This is a genomic window from Mesorhizobium loti, assembly GCF_003148495.1.
Taxonomy (GTDB): Bacteria; Pseudomonadota; Alphaproteobacteria; order Rhizobiales; family Rhizobiaceae; genus Mesorhizobium; species Mesorhizobium loti.
This window is the reverse complement of sequence record NZ_QGGH01000031.1, coordinates 1-16,088: the sequence shown is the minus strand read 5'-3', so window position 1 is coordinate 16,088 and position 16,088 is coordinate 1. Positions and strand designations below refer to the sequence as shown.

Below are 16,088 nucleotides of genomic sequence, written 5' to 3'. Positions count from 1 at the left end.
TGTCCGGTATTTAATCGGAATCGCGTCCGGTTAATTCTCGGAATCGCGTCCGGTTTTTGATCGGAATGCCGTCCGGTAAATCGTCGGAATCCGCAGCCTACCTCGATTTCGTGGTCGAGATCATCCGCCGATCCTACGAGCAGAAGGGCTTCGAAGTCTTGCCCCGCCGCTGGGTCGTCGAGCGAACCTTCGGCTGGATGACAAGATGGCGCCGCCTCGTGCCTCGTGCGCGACTACGAGCAGCGCATCGACGTCTCTCACGCCATGATCCTTGTCGCAATGGGCGGCAATCTCATCCGCCGAAACGCTCGCCCGTAATTTCAAAACAGATGGGGTGATTGGGGTCTCTGCCGAGCCAGCTGATGGCGGCTGCTCCTGTCGAAACGTGAGAAAGTGGTCGATGTGAGTCGCCACAACCATTTGGAAGGAACAGCCATGAAGTACTTTGCCGGACTGGACGTGTCTTTGGAAGAGACCTCTATTTGCATTGTCGACGAGACTGGCCGGATCGTGAAGGAGGCGAGAGCGTTGAGCGATCCGCAGGCATTGTGTGACGCGCTGTAGGGGAGCGGCTTGCCGCTTGAGCGGATCGGCCTGGAAGCGTGCTCGCTGACGGCTTGGCTTCACGATGGACTGCACGCCGAAGGCTTGCCGGCGACCTGCATCGAGGCGCGGCAGGCCAACGCAGCGATGAAGACGATGCCCAACAAGACCGACCGCAATGACGTCCGCGCGCTGGCGCAGATCATGCGCACTGGCTGGTATCGGCATGTGCATGTCAAGAGCAGGCAGTGCCGGCTGTGGCGTTCGCTATTTGTTGCCCGCCGCACGGTGCCTAACGAGATGCGTTCGATCGAGAACGTAGTGCGGGCGATCCTGCGCGAGGCCGACGTCAAGCTGGGCCTGCCGTCGCGCAGCGAGTTTGCCGGCCGCGTGCGTAAGTTGAGGGGAGCTGACGCCGAGGTGATGGCGATGGTCGAGCCGCTGCTTGCAATCCTCGGTGTCATGTTGAGAGAGTTCACCCACCTGACGAAGCAGGTTCTCGACATCGTCCGCAATGAAGAAGTCTGCCGGCGGCTGAAGAGCGCGCCGGGCGTCGGGCCGATCACCGCGCTCGCCTTCCGCGCCACAATCGACCGGCCTGAGCGGTTCGGCTCCTCGCGGGCGGTGGGGGCGCATCTGGGGCTGACGCCGGCGCGCTACCAGTCCGGCGAGACCGACATCCAGAGAAGGGTCAGCCGATGCGGCGATGAACTCGCCCGCACCGGCCTCTACGAGGCCGCCCACACGCTGCTGGTGCGCTCGAAGAAATGGTCCAGCCTCAGGGCCTAGGGGCCTGAACATCGCTAGGCGCCGCGGCATGGCGCGTGCCCGCGTGGCGGTAGCGCGCAAGCTGGCCTGCCGCGTTGGCGGCGTGAACCGAGCCCAATCAAAGGAAACGTACCACGAACAAAGTTTTTACCCAAAGGGCGATGCCTGAATCGTTCCGTGGGGACGATGGGCGAGGCGATCTCGTTCAGAGTCCCGAACCGCCGGCAAAACTCGGCAAGGTTGTGAAACAGATGAGACGCCTCGCTCTCCTGACCCCATCATGCGGCGGCCAGAGCGCCGACCGCGAAGAGAAGCGAGTGACCTGCGGGACGGTCCAGAAAAAAATGCAGGAGCAGCTTGACCTCAACGACCCCAATCAGAGAGGACTCTTAGAGACCGCCGGTTATATGATCGACAGTTCCCTTGCTACCTCGGCAAACGCCTCAACCGCACGATTGATGTCGGCAATGGAATGCGCCGCCGACATTTGCGTGCGGATGCGTGCCTGGCCTTTCGGCACCACCGGGAAGGAAAAGCCGATCACGTAGATGCCGCGCTTCAGCATGCGCGCCGCCATCTCCTGCGCCAGCGTCGCGTCGCCCAGCATCACCGGAATGATCGGATGATCGGCCCCGGCCAGCGTGAAGCCGAGCTTGCCCATTTGTGACCTGAACCGCGCCGCATTGGCATAGAGGCGCTCGCGCAAGGCATCGCCATTGCGGATCAGGTCGAACACCTTGATCGAGGCGCCGGCGATCGCCGGCATCAGCGTGTTGGAAAAGAGATAGGGCCGGGAGCGCTGGCGCAGCCAATCGACCACCTGTTTCCTGCTCGATGTGTAACCGCCGGATGCGCCGCCGAGCGCCTTGCCGAGCGTGCCGGTGATGATGTCTACCCTGCCCTCAACGCCGCAATACTCGGCTGAGCCACGGCCGTTCTGGCCAACGAAGCCGACGGCATGGCTGTCGTCGACCATCACCATGGCATCGTACTTGTCGGCGAGGTCGCAAACACCTTTGAGATTGGCGATGATGCCGTCCATGGAAAACACGCCGTCGGTGGCGATCAGCCGGAAACGGCAGTCCTTCGCCTCCTTCAGCCGGGCTTCCAGATCGGCCATGTCGTTGTTGGCGTAGCGAAAGCGCTTTGCTTTCGACAGCCGCACGCCGTCGATGATCGAGGCATGGTTCAGCGCATCGGAGATGATCGCATCCTCCTCGCCGAGCAGTGTCTCGAACAGGCCGCCATTGGCGTCGAAACAGGAGCCGTACAGGATGGTGTCCTCCATGCCGAGGAAGGAGGAAATCGTGGATTCGAGCTGCTTGTGTTCCTCCTGCGTGCCGCAGATGAAGCGCACCGACGCCATGCCGTAGCCGTAGCGGTCAAGCGCCTGCTTGGCGGCATTGCGCAACTCGGTGCTGTCGGCAAGGCCGAGATAGTTGTTGGCGCAGAAATTCAACACCTTGTCGCCGCCGACCTCGATCTGCGCCGACTGCATCGAAGAAATCACCCGCTCGGACTTGTAGAGGCCGGCCGACTTCAGGCCGGCAAGTTCGTTCGAGAGATGAGAAATGAAGGCGGCGGTCATGGGGAAACTCACGGCAGCACAGCCCTCCCCGTATTGGGGAGGAGCTGTCGGCAATATATTGCGGTACTATGCGTAATTTACCGCAGTCGACCATGCCGGATCGGCATGCTTCTCCCAATACAGGTCTGTCAGTTGGCGTGTTAGAGCGCCAACCTTGCCGTCGCCTACAACGGTTTCGTCAATCTTGGACACTGGCATGATCCCGCCCGCTGTAGACGTGATGAAAACCTCGTCGGAGTCCTTCAGTTCGTCGCGATCAATGTCGCCCGCGCTGACGGATAGCCTCAGTTCGCCGCATAGATCAAATACAGTCTGGCGGGTAATGCCGGCAAGGACGCCATAAGCCGGTGTCTTCAAGCGGCCGCCCTTCACGGTGAAAACGTTGAAGCCAGGCCCCTCGGCAATATTATCGTTGATGTCGACGATCAATGCAGTTTCGGCACCGTAGTCGTACGCATCGAACAGGCCCTTCACCAAATCGAGCCAGTGATAGTTTTTGATGGTCGGATCGATCGACTTGGGCGGGATTCGGACGGTGTTGCTGATGGCGACATGCAGGCCGCGCTCCAGCTGCTCTTTGTTGGCAACCGACCCGAAAGGCACCGCGAATGCGATGAACCTGTTCTCCGACTGGCGCGGGTCACGGCTAAAGTTCGGCGAGCCGCCTCGCGTGCAGATCATTTCGACATAGGCCGACTTGTGTCCGGACAGCGCCACACAGGTCGACAGGATCTTTTCGATCTCACTGCTGTTGTAGGGAAGCTTCATCCGCAGCTTTTCCATCCCTCGGAAGAACCGGTCTATGTGCAGGTCTAGCCTAAAGAACCTCCCATCCCACACATGAACGGTGTCGTAGGTGGCATCAGAATGCAGAAAGCCCCAGTCCAGAACGGACACCTTGGCTTCGGACATCGGCAGGTACTGACCATCCATGAAGGCTACGCCGTGAGGATAATGCCGTTGATCCCGGTGCTGTTGCTCTATGGCTGGGAGAGCCGTAGCAGGTTCGGCTGCAGCAAGTGTCATTCCTCGGTCCTCCAAATCTTGCAATCCAGGCGCTCTGCACACCCGGTTACGATTTGCCGCCGCGGAACCGCCCATAGGGTCCACGTCTCAGCAGTTCGAATGTGGCGCATCTCAGACCGCCAGCACGCCGGGCGCGCCAGATGTCATTAGCGGGATCTATTACCGCCTGAGGGGGCTATACGCCCTTTCGTGGCTGGCAGCTGGTCACCCAACGACCCAATTAAATGGCAGACTTCGGTACGCTGATTGCGATCAAAGTAACGCTCCAGCCGCAATACACGCTTCAAAAACGGGGTAGGAGTGGCGGAAACGTTCAGCCCAAAAAAGGGCTACACTAGCACTACTTTGGCAGATTTTTAGTTCTGGGAGCGTTTTGAGGATTCCCAAGAGCGGTTTTGCGTGATTCATGAGAGGTCGGCTGTTGGAGGGGCCGGCCATGAACAGGGATTGGCAACTCGATCTGGAGCTGTGGCTTGAGCCGTTCGTCTCGGCGTTGAGGCACAAGACGCGTGCGCGGATGTGTCCGGCCTATATTGCTGGGCTGATTGGCCTTGGGGATCGCAAGAGCGTCCAACCGATGGCGGCGCGCGACGCAGGCGTCAACTATGACCAACTGCACCACTTCATCGCGAGCGGCGTGTGGGATGCTGCGCCGCTGGAGAAGGTGCTGCTCGCGGAGGCCGACAGACAAGTTGGCGGGAGCGATGCGTGGCTGATCGTGGACGACACCGCGCTCCCCAAGAAGGGGCGCCACTCGGTCGGCGTCGCCCCGCAATATGCCTCGGCGCTTGGCAAGAACGCCAACTGCCAGACGCTGGTGTCGCTGACGCTGGCCTCTGGCGAAGTGCCGGTCATGGTGGGGCTGCGGCTGTTCCTGCCTGAGAGCTGGACTTCCGACCCCGTCCGGCTCGACCGTGCCGGTGTGCCCGAGGACCATCGTGCCTACAGGACCAAGCCCGAAATCGCGCTGGCCGAGATCGACCGGGCTCGCGCAGCCGGCTTATGCTTTGGCTGCGTGCTCGCCGATGCCGGATATGGCTTAAGCGCCCCCTTCCGGCAGGCGCTCACAGAGCGCGGCCTGATCTGGGCCGTCGGCATCCCGTTCAAGCAGAAGGTCCATGCCGCCGACGTGGCGATGATCTTCCCCGTTGCCGGACGCGGCCGCCCGCGCCGCCGGCATATCCCCGATGTGAAGTCGATGACCGCGCAGGCGATGCTGGAAAAAGCCCAATGGCGGACGGTCAGTTGGCGGCGTGGCACCAAAGGCCGCCTCTCGGCGCGCTTCGCCGCTGTCCGTGTCCGGGTTGCAGATGGCCCACCCCAGCGCATCCGCGACATGGGCGCTCAGCATCTGCCCGGCGAGGAGGTCTGGGTGATCGGCGAGCACCGCGCGACCGGCGAGCGCAAATACTACCTCTCCAACTTGCCCGCCGACACCCCGCTCAAGCAGATCGCAGGCGCTATCAAGGCGCGCTGGGTCTGCGAGCAGGCGCATCAGCAGCTCAAGGAGGAACTTGGCCTCGACCACTTCGAGGGGCGCTCATGGACGGGCCTGCACCGGCACGCGCTGATGACGATGATCGCCTACGCCTTCCTGCAATCTCGCCGCCTCAAACAAGCGGGAGGGGGAAAAAAGAATCCTCGGCCCGCCGCTCCAACCGAGCCTACCCGCCGTTAGGCAAGCCATCGTCACCGCGCTCGCGCAGCCGCCCCCAATCCGTTGTCCCCAGTGCCGCAGAACCCTCTCCGCTAAAAATCTGCCAAAGTAGTGCTAGCACCCGTGGCTCGAACTTCACTCGGTCCAGCGCAATCATGCTCTTGAACTTACGGGCATTGGGATTTGTATAGAGTTTGGTCTTTACAAAAACGTCAAAGGCCTCGACGTCCTCCACGGCTACAATAAGAACGAAGTCGGCATCGCCTGTGATCATGTAGCATTGAGTGACTTCTTTCGCCGCCCTCATCGCTCGCTTGAAGTCGTCGACGAGGTCTAAGCGCTCGCGGTCGAGCTCCACTGTGACGACCACGGTCAGCGACTTTCCGAGCGCCTTGGGGTCGACTAGCGAGATATCAGCGGTGATAACGCACGCGGCACTCGGCACGTAACTTATTGACACGGCGCATGCATGAAGCGGCAGACGAACCCACGAGATCCGCGAGTTCGGAGAATGACAGCCTGTTGTTCTTTTGAAGGGCGCCGAGTATCCGCCGGTCGAGATCATCTATCATGCCTGCACTATGCGAAATCATCGTCGCATTAGCAATCTGGAACGTTCATTGCAAGAACAGCCGCTCAATGAAACGCTGCCCATCCGACAAGCACTATTATTGCAATCGCCACGAAAACGAGACTGTTTCATTTTCACCCAAATGCGAGTTTGCCCGAACTCTGCCAAACGCTCTCGGCAAATTAAGTCCGCCACATAGCCTACGACATCCTCCAGACGTCGATGAACGGAGTCAGCATGCACAACTCGCACCTGGCCGACGAGATCATAGCCTGGCGCCGGCATCTTCATCTAAATCCCGAACTCGACTTTGATATGCATGAGACGACACGGTTCGTGAGAAGCTGGCGTCCTTTGGAATCAACCACATCGAAATGGGGGCACTGGCATAGTAGCGTTCATCGCGAAGGGCCGACCATACACGCCTGCGGCCATGGCGGCCATGGCGGCCATACGGCTATGCTTGGATACGGAAATTCAGGGCACCGTTGCGCTCATGTTCCAGGCGGCCGAGGAAGTCGAACTACCGTCGGGCGGGCTCAAAATGGTCGAGGACGGCTTTTTGGACCGTTTTGGCATCTCCCAGGTCTTGCGGTCTCACGGCCGCTCAAGCCAACCTCTTCGAGAGCTACCCGTCCGCGTTCGGCGGCGTCCGACAGGTCGAGACTAAGAACCACATTTTCCAGCATTCGTTTCCATGGCAACAGTCGGCATCCTGGAACACCACCGATTTCTTATCGGGCGTATCGAGTCGGCCGGACCCTGAGACTTTGTCATCGAGATCGGCGAGCGCGCGCAACAATGTACTCATGCCCCGACCCGCTACGGCCGAGAAGGGCGACGAACTCCCCCTTCTCGATGTCGAGGCCGAGGCCGTCGAGGACGGTTCGCGGCCCGACCCCCCAAGGCTCTCGACCCGCACCAGGGGCGCGCCGCTCAATCCGCCAAGGTGCGGCGCCATGACAGGGACCTTTCCTGGAAGAAGCGGACGATGCCGTCGCAGACGAGACCGAGCAACGCGTAGACGAGAAGACCGACGATGACGACGTCAGTCTGGCCGCAGTTGCGCGAGATCGATCATGTAGCCGATGCCGCTCGTGGCATTGACCTGTTCGACCACCACCAGAGACAGCCAAGCATAGGTCACCGCCAAACGCAGGCCAAGGAAGAAGCCTGGAAGGGCGCCCGGCAGGGCAAGCCGTTGCGCAGAACGGTTGATGGGATTCGGTGGTTCCGATACAGCATCTCTTCGACCGAGGCGTGATGCGCGGACTACGGCCTCCTAGTCTTACAGAGTCAGAAAGTTGCGGCTGCCGGGGGATTTGCGCTGGTCGCGGATTTGTAGGGTGCTGCTTCGTGATCAGGGAAGCGCCCCCGCCATGCCCGACTGGACAGCCGAGAGTGAAGCCGCGGAGCTCTCAATGCAAATTCCGCGCCATGATAGTAGTCATAGTAGTCGTCGCGTTGGAACGTCTGGCCGGTAAGGATGCGCTTGAATTTGGAGTTTCTGAAGGAATAAGGCTGCGATATCTGGTCCTGATCCACGCGGCCGAAGAATGGAAACGACCACCGCGCGAATGGTTCGAGGCCAGGACCCAGTTCGCCGTCGTTTTTGGCGAAAGGTTCGTCAGCCACGACGAAACCGGCCTGTGGCCGAGGTGGCAAGCAGGCACGGGGCCCCGCGCTCGCTTGCGATGAAGAGCCGGCGCGGAACAAGGCGGCGGGGGCTTCCATCGAGAGCGTCGTGGGCGACGCCGTGATCTGGGCGGGGCATGACGTCGATGCCGGGCATCTGTCGCGGGTGATCCGCGATGTACGTGGGGCCCAATGATCCCGCCGGACTGCCAGATACCAGCATGCAAAGCAGGATCACTGAATGCTCAAACCGGTGTCCCTTGAACGTCGCCTACCAAAACTCGCTGAGACGTTCCATGCGGCGGCCAGGTCTATGACTGGCCCGAGCGGTCTGATCGGAAGGTACGGCTCAAGTTGCCTTAAGGCATGGCCTCGGCCACCAGCTTTGCGGCCCGCGCCCAGGGCAGAAGACTCTCCACGCGAGCCGCGCCTTCGTCGAACGCTGCCGCCGCCCGTCGGACCTGCGACTACCTCAAGCCAGCCAGCAACCCGTCCCGTGAGCCCCTCCAAGAGAGGCTTCTTCGCATGTTCAAATCGACGGATCCATGCGAACGGCAACACGCTACGGAGACAGGGCTACGAATCCAGGTTAACGGCGAAGCTCTTCGAGGATTGAGGCGAGGTAGTCAGGGCTCCAGGCGCGGCCTTCCCGATATGAAAATCCAGGCCTACTCTCACGGCTCCGGCCGTGAACCTCAAGCGGCTGGCAGCCGCATATTTGGACCAGTTCCTTCGGCTGGTATTCCGCTGCTCCGGATCGAGCCGTCGGTAGCAAGACGAGCGGTCTGAGGGTCACGCCAAACCATCATGCGAAGGCGGATCCCGTCTCATCTCAAAGCGGTTCGCCCAAGTGGACTTCTTCAACGGGCACGCCTCACTTCATGAGGAATGTGCTGGCGCATGCTGGAAACGGCAGAGTGCGGCGTGTTGCCAAAACGCCACTGCTGACATGCGGATCACACAAAGCGCGGGTGAACGCATATTTGATTAACTGCCGGACCGTGAATGTTTTTGTTTCATTTTTGTGCGTGATTTGAAATAAACGTTGCGGAGAACTGTGAAATTGTTAAGATTGCGAAGTAAATGTTAAATCTCCAAGTATGGCTGGGGCATCAGACGGTGGACGACCTAGACAAAAGGATCCTGACGGCGCTACAGAGGAACAATCGGCACTCCTTTGCCGACCTCGCGGAACTCGTCGGTTCTTCCGCTGCCTCATGCATGCGTCGAGTGAACAAGTTGCGTGCGGAAGGCGTAATCGTTGCGGATATCTCACTCGTGGATCCGAAGGCTCTTGGCAAATCGCTTACCATTGTTGTGACGGTTGAACTTGACCGTGAACGTCTGGACCTTGTCGACGACTTCAAGCGCGCGATGCGCGCAGCCAAGGAGGTAACTCAGTGCTACATGGTGACGGGCGATGCCGATTTCGTCCTGGTCGTAGCGGTCGAGGACGTCGAGGCCTTTGACGTCTTTGTCAAGACAAAGCTCTATACCAACCCCAACGTGCGAAAATTTAGGAGTATGATCAGCCTTGATCGCGTTAAGTTCGAGCCCCGGGTCACGGTATAGCTTTTAGCAGATTGCGCTGAAGCGAATCGATCCGAGCCGCCTTTGAAGCGCCTTCCCTCCAACTTCTGCGGTCTCCAGTCCAGAGTTCGCAACGGGGCTCTCGCAGAACCCAAAGGCGTGTCGCTCTTTGAAAGCGATGGCAATGCCGCGCGGGAGCAAAGTGCGCAGATAGGTGTTGCCGCGCTTGGATTCCCAAGCAGCCGAGACTTGCCGCCCGTGCTGTATTGTCTCGGAACCAACCCGAGCCAGGAGCCAAGGTCTCGGGCCTTGGCAAAGTTGCTTGCATTACCTACTGCCGCGACCAAAGCCGTCGCGTTGAGCACCCCAATGCCGGGGATCGAGGTCAACCTGCGTGTGGCGGCATCGTTGCGCGCCAGTTGGACAAGCTCGTCGTTCAGCGCCCCAATCTTCGCAATTTTTCGAAGGGCGCGGAGCGTGGTCGGGTGCTGACATGTGTCCGGCTTCTGTTGCGGCTGTCACATGCCGCGGGCCCGTATGGGATTTCGCGGATCGGGTCCAATTCAACCTGGCGCGCTCAAGGCGCGTACACGCCAAGTTGCCCATGCTGTCAGCCTATCTGGGCCATCAGAACCTCCTTGGCACCGAGGTCTACCTGAAGGCGACACCACAACTGCTGGAGTTGGCCAGTACCCGGTTCGAACAGCATCTGCGATGCGCGCGCCAACCCCGATGAGCCATGTTGCGGCTCGACAATGAAGCTGCGAGCGTTGCTCTTTATCGGCGTATACTCCAGAACCGAATTCATGAAGGCGACCGTGGCCATGGGACCGAGGCCGCCGATGATTCCGACCGTTTTTGGCGACATAACAAACCTCGAAGTCCTATGGATACTACCGGCGGACGCAGGGAGCCCGCCGCTGGTGCCGACCGACTACCTTGGATTCTACCGCCGAAACGCCGTTAGGCATCAAAAAAAGGGGATCAGCATCCAAGGCGAAGTCGGCCAATTGGGATGCGCGGCCATGGTGGCACTCTATCCTTATTCTACGGCAGCTCCCATCCCGTCGTCCACACCTCGCATTAGATGGGGGGGTGCTGTATCGGTACATACCGGACGCGCCGAGTTGGCCCGTACTCGGATCACTCCAACCTCGTTTTCGATCTCGACATTGGTGCCGAACGGCTTCGAGAGCTTCTGTAGCCGTTCCAGAATGGCCTCTGCTTGCGGCGCGGGCGCCAGGCGTGGCACTCCTCGATTAGCTAACCTTTCCGAGCGATGCACACAGTCTTGACCCTGTCGGACAGGCTTTGGCGAGGAGCGCTCTTCTCGCTTTTTTTGCGGCCGCCCTTGATAGTGTAGCACCGAGGTCGACGATTTCAAACCGCAGGGCCTTCTGCAACCCACGTTGCAGCAGCCGACGTAATCTGGAGCAAATCTCCCTCACGAATCTACTATCCTTCTGATGTTCGCGCGACGACGGCTTCTTCGAACCTCGGTCGGCCGGATGAGGACGCGACGTTCGTTCGCATGAGTGAAAACCAAACAGCGAAAGGAAGACTCCCATGGCTGGAAAGCCTGAAAATCCTGGCCGGCCCGATCATCCGTCCGGTCCTCCAGACCATCTGCCAAATCCTCCGGATCACGCGCCGGGGCGGCCGGGACACATTCCTGGGCCGAAAGACCCTCCGCACGTTCCGCCGAGGCCGGTTGGCGCTGCATGATTCCCTATGTCGATCTGAAATCCGCGGAAGTACCGAAATGGGAAGAAGATCCAGTCAACCGCAATCGTATGCGGGCCGAATTGGATCATCTTTTCCATTTCGGCGGGAGCACACTTCTCGTCGATGAAATAGCGTTGGCGGACGGTGTCCTCCACGTTGAGTTTCGATGGCCTTTGCCGGACGGGCGCCTGATCGACCTCGAGGCAATATATCCCGACTCGTTCCCGCGGCTCCGCCCTCATGTGGTGCTCCGGTGCGAACCGGAGCAATACCCATCGCGTCACTGCGCCCCAGACGGCAGTCTATGTCTGCTCGGCCGGGACAGCGGCTTGTGGCAGAGTAGGATGACTTTGGCCGACATCCTTTATTCCAATCTGGCCAAAGCGCTCGATGCTTCGGAGGATGAGGACCCCCAGGGTGAGCCGGCAGAGGTTTGGTGGAATGAAGCCGCCGATCGCGGCAGCGGCAACTATGTGCTGGTCGACAGTTCCTGGGATCTTTCGGGGTTCGACCAGGGGAAAGTTGAGATCGAATTCGTAGTGGACTGGGGGAAAGATCGTCCGGCGATTCAGGCCGCCGTCTCGAAGGTGTGGAGCGATACCGGAGAGCTGCTCGCCGAGCGCAGCTTTCCGCTCCCAATCACCCTTGAGCGAAGACGGGATACGGCGGTGTTTCCATGGAAGCGGGACGATCATCTTCCCATGCCGGTGCCCCAGGAGCTGCCGAGCCTGTTAAAACGTCTCGGTCACGGCTCGCGCTATGCGAAAACCTCTGGTGGCGACATTCGGATCTCCGCCACGATTAAGAGATCCGAATTGCAGTTCCAGACATACGGTGAGGCATGGGTTTTCGTTTTGCACTACAGCAAGAACATTCTTCGCATCACCAGGAACGGTGCGCAGAAGACCAGAGAGGTTGGGTTCGTTGTCTCTACCTACAGGGCCGGGATCGGGGACATTGGCAGCCGAGTCCCCTCTGTCGGAGCCCTGCGCGACAAGACGATAGCCATCGTGGGACTCGGAGCGCTGGGCTCGCCGCTGGCTGTCGAGTTGGCCAAGAACGGCTGTCGAAAATTGATCGTGTTGGATTGTGATTATGTCGAGCCGGGGAACTCCATCCGCTGGGCTGCAGGTGCTTCAGCTTGGGGCAGGCAAAAAATAGAGTTCATCAAGGAACATATCGAACTTGAATACCCCTGGACCACCGTGCAACCGATATCTCACAGGATCGGCAGCGCTGGGTCAGGGGCGGATGGAGTAGGGGACCACCAGCTCCTTACCGGCTTAATGGACGAAGCCAATCTGGTGATCGATGCTGCTGCCTCCACCGGAGTTTCCTTTTTCCTGGGCGATTGCTGCCGAGCGCTCCATGTTCCAATGATCTGCGTCTATGCCTCGACGACACTGAAGGGAGGGATTGTTGCCTTCCATCACCCGGAATCCGGCTGCCCGGTCTGCAAAGAGATCTCCTATGCGACCGGCACGATTGATAGACCTCCCGGCATGGGCGACTCTCAGGGCCTGATTCAGCCGCCGGGCTGCTCCGAGGCAACCTTCAAAGGCGCTTCGTTCGATCTCCAGGAGCTGACGCTCGAAGCCGTTCGGATGGCAGTCGACGTGCTTTCCCGCCCGCAGGACTTCGAGGTGTCGCTCGTCCATACCCTGGCTCTGCACGATGGTTTGAAGCGAATACCGCCAGCTTGGAAGGTGGATGAATTGCAGCCCAGTCCGGAGTGCGGATGCCTCACGTAGTCTGGCTTCCTCGCTCCGTGGTTGACGTGATGAAGTCTGATGCCGACCAATGGTATGACAAGGAAACGGGTGGAACCTTCATGGGCTACTGGGCCGAAACCCGTGTAGCCGTGGTCACGAGAATGATCCCGGCCGGCCCCAACGCGAAGCGCACACGCTGCAGCTTTCTTCCCGATCAAGACTGGCAACAGGCCGAGATCGCTAAGGACTATCATCGATCAGGTAGGCTCGACACCTACCTCGGCGATTGGCATACGCACCCGGACACATTTTCCAACAGATTGAGCCGAACAGATCGAGCCTGTCTCAGGAACGTCATCGGAACGCCGTCTGCGCGGGCTTCTACCCCGATTATGATGCTGATGTGCGGCAAAACAGCCAGATGGATGCTGCACGCCTGGGTTTGCGGAATGGGGCCACGTTTCTTCTTGTTAGAAGGCCTATGCGAGTGGAAGGCCGAAGTCGCGGTATATGGCTAAAACGACAATTAGCGCGGGAACAGAGTGGGGGCGACGGCGACGCAAATGCTCCGTCTCGCCACCTCTAAATGGACGATGTTCCGCATCGATCGATCCGGTCAGCTGGCCGCGGGTAGCCTTCAGGCCTCGCTCTCCTGACCCCATCATGCGGCGGCTCCGCGCCGACCGCGGAAAGAAGCGAGTGACCCGCGGGCCGACATGATCCGGGAAGAAGGCAGGAAAAGCTTGACCTGACCGACCCCTAATCAGAGAAGCCTGTTAGTCAGCATATTGGCGTCTCTGCAGATCAGTATCATATTGCTCGGAAGGAAAGAGTAATCTTAGGATAAGCGTCGGTTAAATCACAGTTCGGCACGTTGATCGCACAGACGGCCCTTGTAAACTGCAACATGCCGCGCAAGGCGCTCCGATGGAGGCGGCTAAAATGAAGAAGACTCGCCCGAACTCGTTAATGCCCGGCGCCGCGCGCCCTGCCGGTGTACCTCCCCGCCGGCAGGGCGCCTTGTTTGACCCGCTGGGAGGGGTCATTGTAGCGCGCTCAATCAAGAGTTCGAGAAGGAGGTCATCTGAATATATCGATGGCACATCGAGCTTCGATATTTCTGACATGCCATGGCAACCGCCTCAATCGCAGCTTCCGACGCGCGGCTGACCGCAGCCGGCGTTGTCGCACGCGTCTCGCTTCACATGATCGAACCTCCGGGGAGGTGAATTTTCTCCGGCGCCAAATATCTCGGGGGCGAGTCTCCTCGCCGCAAGAAGTCAGAACTCCAAAGTTTAAATGAAAACAGCGCAGGAGAAAATGCAACTCGTCTTCGAAACTCTGCTGGAACAGTTGTCTTTGAGCGTCGATGAAGTCGATTTCCATAACGCACTGGCCAACGCCGCCGGCGCCTTCGACATTCCCGCATTCGCCTATCTGTCTCTTGTGTCTGATGGCGTCACAAAACCCAGGCTGATATCGAACTATCATTCCGGCTGGACGTCGCACTACTTGCGCCACCAATATGAAAGGATTGACCCGGTCATAGAACGGGCAAGATGCAGCGAATGTCCCTTTCAGTGGGGACGGGGTTTCGGCCATGCCGGCATTTCAAAGCGAGAGCAACAGCTTTTCGATGAGGCTGCCGAATTCGGCATCTGCTGCGGACTGACGATTCCACTTGTCGACCGCCGCGGCGGTGTCGCTGCGATGACCTTCGCGGCAGACAGGCTCGATCCGAGCTTTATGCGCATCGCCGAGCAATATGAGCAAGCGCTCGAGATTATGGCGACGTGCTTTCACATTGGCGTTCGCCGCAAGCTTTCGGGTGGTCTGGCGGTGGATGGTGTTTCGCTGACGCCCCGTGAGTACGAATGCCTGGAATGGACGGCGAAGGGCAAGTCCGCCTGGGAGATCGGCTGTATCTTGGGGATCAAGGAGCGCACGGCCGCTTTCCATCTGGACAATGCCAAGAAGAAGCTCGGCGTGCGCACCAAAAATCAGGCAGTGACACTGCTGGCCTCCTCCCGATCATCAATTCTCTGAGGGACAGAATCCCTCTTTGATCTACCTGTGCAAATGCACAGGCAGTCGCGGCATGAAGGTTCGCCTCCAATGGCAGGGTCATACCTGCGAGGAGACCATCATGATCGAGCTTATTGCGCCCGGCTGGTACGGCGCCTTTGCCGACGAACTTCACGAAATGCACCGCGTGCGCTACCGCGTCTTCAAGGAACGGCTGGACTGGAACGTGCGCACGACCGGCGGCTTCGAGATCGATTCATTCGATTCCCTGAAACCGCACTATCTCGTGTCGCGCGGTTCCGCCCGTCGCGTCGGGGGCGGCGTACGCCCTCTGGCCTCGACGGGACCGACGATGCTGCGAGACGTCTTTTCGAGGCTGTTGGAAGGGAGAGCGGCACCCGAGGAACCGAGTGTCCGGGAAAGCAGCCGTTTCGCCCTTGATCTTCCACCGTCTGCACCGAAGGGCAGTGGGAGTATAGCTGTTGCCACCTATGAACTTCTCGCCGGCATGATCGAGTTCGGTTTGTCACGGCAACTCACCCATATCGTCACGGTTACGGATTTGCGCATGGAGCTATTCCTGCGTCGCGCCGGATGGCCGCTCGCCCGGATCGGTCCGCCCCAGACAATCGGCACCACGCGCGCCTTTGCCGGCTTTTTGGATGTCTCAGAGGAGAGCCTTGCTGCAGTCCGCCACAATGGCGGTCTTGGCGGTCCTGTGCTGTGGGCGCCGGTGATCTGCACGGGCGCCTGATATGGTTATGATTGGTAATGATGCCGACTGGCCGGACTGGCAGGATGAGAAATCCTATCGTCATACGCGGCACCTGACGCAACGCGGCTGGGGCTGGGAATTCCTGCGGCGCAATCCGGCCTTCCAGCGTGACTTGAGGCACGCGCTTGAGCACGCAGAATTTGCAGAAAGGCGCTTCGACATAGAAGTGGTGAGATCGTCGCTCGATCTGACGCGGTGGGGGCTCCTGTTTTGCAAGCTCGTTGAGGCCTGATGCGAATGTGTTCTGGTGCTCCCGCCAATGCCCGCATGTCCTGCCGCTCATTGCAGAAAGGGCATTGTCGCCCGAAACGTTTTCGTTTGATCTCGCTGCATTGCCATGTCGGGCGGCACTCGTGATCACGGCGGACGGTCGCCAGCATGTCATGCTGCGAAATGCTCACCGGGATTTACAACTGGTTGTGGAGGGCGCGGACGTTTTGCGCCCCGTTCGGCTTTCCGTCGACGCGATCTGGCCCGCCGATCGGATGAGGCAGCACCTGAATGCGCTCGAATGCCTCAATGCTCTTCACGCG

General features: G+C 59.7%; 11 protein-coding genes and 6 pseudogenes. 9 read left to right on the top strand and 8 right to left on the bottom strand.

Translation table 11 applies throughout. From position 1 onward, the window contains the following. Positions 1–86 precede the first annotated feature (86 nt). Together C8D77_RS36580 and C8D77_RS36575 are read left to right on the top strand one after the other, a co-directional pair. Positions 87–318: pseudogene (locus C8D77_RS36580) on the top strand (transposase); the annotation flags it as partial. A 117-nt stretch (positions 319–435) separates the two neighbouring features. Further along, positions 436–1,399: pseudogene (locus C8D77_RS36575) on the top strand (IS110 family RNA-guided transposase); the annotation flags it as partial. 315 nt (positions 1,400–1,714) lie between these two features. On the opposite strand, the gene C8D77_RS36570 reads toward C8D77_RS36575, so the two are convergent. Further along, positions 1,715–2,899: a glycine C-acetyltransferase gene (locus C8D77_RS36570; RefSeq protein WP_109672766.1), complete on the bottom strand. Its 1,185-nt coding sequence runs from the start codon at positions 2,897–2,899 to the stop codon at positions 1,715–1,717. Positions 2,900–2,965: 66 nt separating this feature from the next. After that, on the bottom strand, positions 2,966–3,925 hold the full coding sequence (locus tag C8D77_RS36565) for an aminotransferase class IV (protein WP_245951980.1): 960 nt from the start codon (positions 3,923–3,925) through the stop codon (positions 2,966–2,968). A 402-nt stretch (positions 3,926–4,327) separates the two neighbouring features. On the opposite strand from C8D77_RS36565, the pseudogene C8D77_RS36560 reads away from it, so the two are divergent. Next, positions 4,328–5,600, top strand: a pseudogene (locus C8D77_RS36560) (IS701 family transposase); the annotation flags it as partial. On the opposite strand, the gene C8D77_RS38700 reads toward C8D77_RS36560, so the two are convergent. From C8D77_RS38700 to C8D77_RS38685, 3 genes and pseudogenes are all read right to left on the bottom strand, one after another. Beyond that, positions 5,590–5,889, bottom strand: a complete 300-nt coding sequence (locus C8D77_RS38700; protein WP_245951981.1) for an Lrp/AsnC ligand binding domain-containing protein — start codon at positions 5,887–5,889, stop codon at positions 5,590–5,592. The pseudogene C8D77_RS36560 and the gene C8D77_RS38700 sit on opposite strands and share 11 nt — an antisense overlap. 106 nt (positions 5,890–5,995) lie before the next feature. After that, complete coding sequence (locus C8D77_RS38695; protein WP_245951979.1) at positions 5,996–6,154, bottom strand: Lrp/AsnC family transcriptional regulator; 159 nt, start codon at positions 6,152–6,154, stop codon at positions 5,996–5,998. 935 nt (positions 6,155–7,089) lie between these two features. Beyond that, a pseudogene (locus C8D77_RS38685) lies at positions 7,090–7,354 on the bottom strand (ABC transporter permease); the annotation flags it as partial. Positions 7,355–8,907: 1,553 nt separating this feature from the next. On the opposite strand from C8D77_RS38685, the gene C8D77_RS36525 reads away from it, so the two are divergent. Beyond that, positions 8,908–9,360 carry an Lrp/AsnC family transcriptional regulator gene (locus tag C8D77_RS36525; RefSeq protein ID WP_245951978.1) on the top strand — a complete coding sequence of 151 codons (453 nt, stop codon included), beginning with the start codon at positions 8,908–8,910 and terminating at the stop codon, positions 9,358–9,360. A gap of 152 nt (positions 9,361–9,512) precedes the next feature. On the opposite strand, the pseudogene C8D77_RS36520 reads toward C8D77_RS36525, so the two are convergent. The 3 genes and pseudogenes from C8D77_RS36520 to C8D77_RS38680 all read right to left on the bottom strand — a co-directional run. Beyond that, positions 9,513–9,719, bottom strand: a pseudogene (locus C8D77_RS36520) (transposase); the annotation flags it as partial. 209 nt (positions 9,720–9,928) lie between these two features. Next, entirely contained in the window at positions 9,929–10,144 is a 216-nt protein-coding gene (locus C8D77_RS37960) for a hypothetical protein (protein ID WP_170136926.1), read from the bottom strand. Between the two features lie 297 nt (positions 10,145–10,441). Next, positions 10,442–10,594: pseudogene (locus C8D77_RS38680) on the bottom strand (CapA family protein); the annotation flags it as partial. A gap of 445 nt (positions 10,595–11,039) precedes the next feature. Between C8D77_RS38680 and C8D77_RS36505 the strand changes: the two are divergent. The 5 genes from C8D77_RS36505 (at position 11,040) to C8D77_RS36485 (ending at position 15,787) form a co-directional block, all read left to right on the top strand. Next, a complete protein-coding gene (locus C8D77_RS36505) occupies positions 11,040–12,794 on the top strand; it encodes a ThiF family adenylyltransferase (protein ID WP_109672753.1) in 1,755 nt (584 codons plus the stop codon). After that, on the top strand, positions 12,782–13,273 hold the full coding sequence (locus tag C8D77_RS36500; RefSeq protein WP_109672751.1) for a Mov34/MPN/PAD-1 family protein: 492 nt from the start codon (positions 12,782–12,784) through the stop codon (positions 13,271–13,273). The genes C8D77_RS36505 and C8D77_RS36500 overlap by 13 nt, the downstream gene beginning before the upstream one ends. An 802-nt stretch (positions 13,274–14,075) precedes the next feature. Further along, on the top strand, positions 14,076–14,801 hold the full coding sequence (locus C8D77_RS36495) for an autoinducer binding domain-containing protein (protein WP_109672771.1): 726 nt from the start codon (positions 14,076–14,078) through the stop codon (positions 14,799–14,801). A 100-nt stretch (positions 14,802–14,901) separates the two neighbouring features. Continuing rightward, positions 14,902–15,534, top strand: a complete 633-nt coding sequence (locus C8D77_RS36490) for an acyl-homoserine-lactone synthase (RefSeq protein ID WP_109672769.1) — start codon at positions 14,902–14,904, stop codon at positions 15,532–15,534. A 7-nt stretch (positions 15,535–15,541) separates the two neighbouring features. Then, complete coding sequence (locus tag C8D77_RS36485) at positions 15,542–15,787, top strand: transcriptional regulator domain-containing protein (RefSeq protein WP_146211874.1); 246 nt, start codon at positions 15,542–15,544, stop codon at positions 15,785–15,787. Positions 15,788–16,088 lie beyond the last annotated feature (301 nt).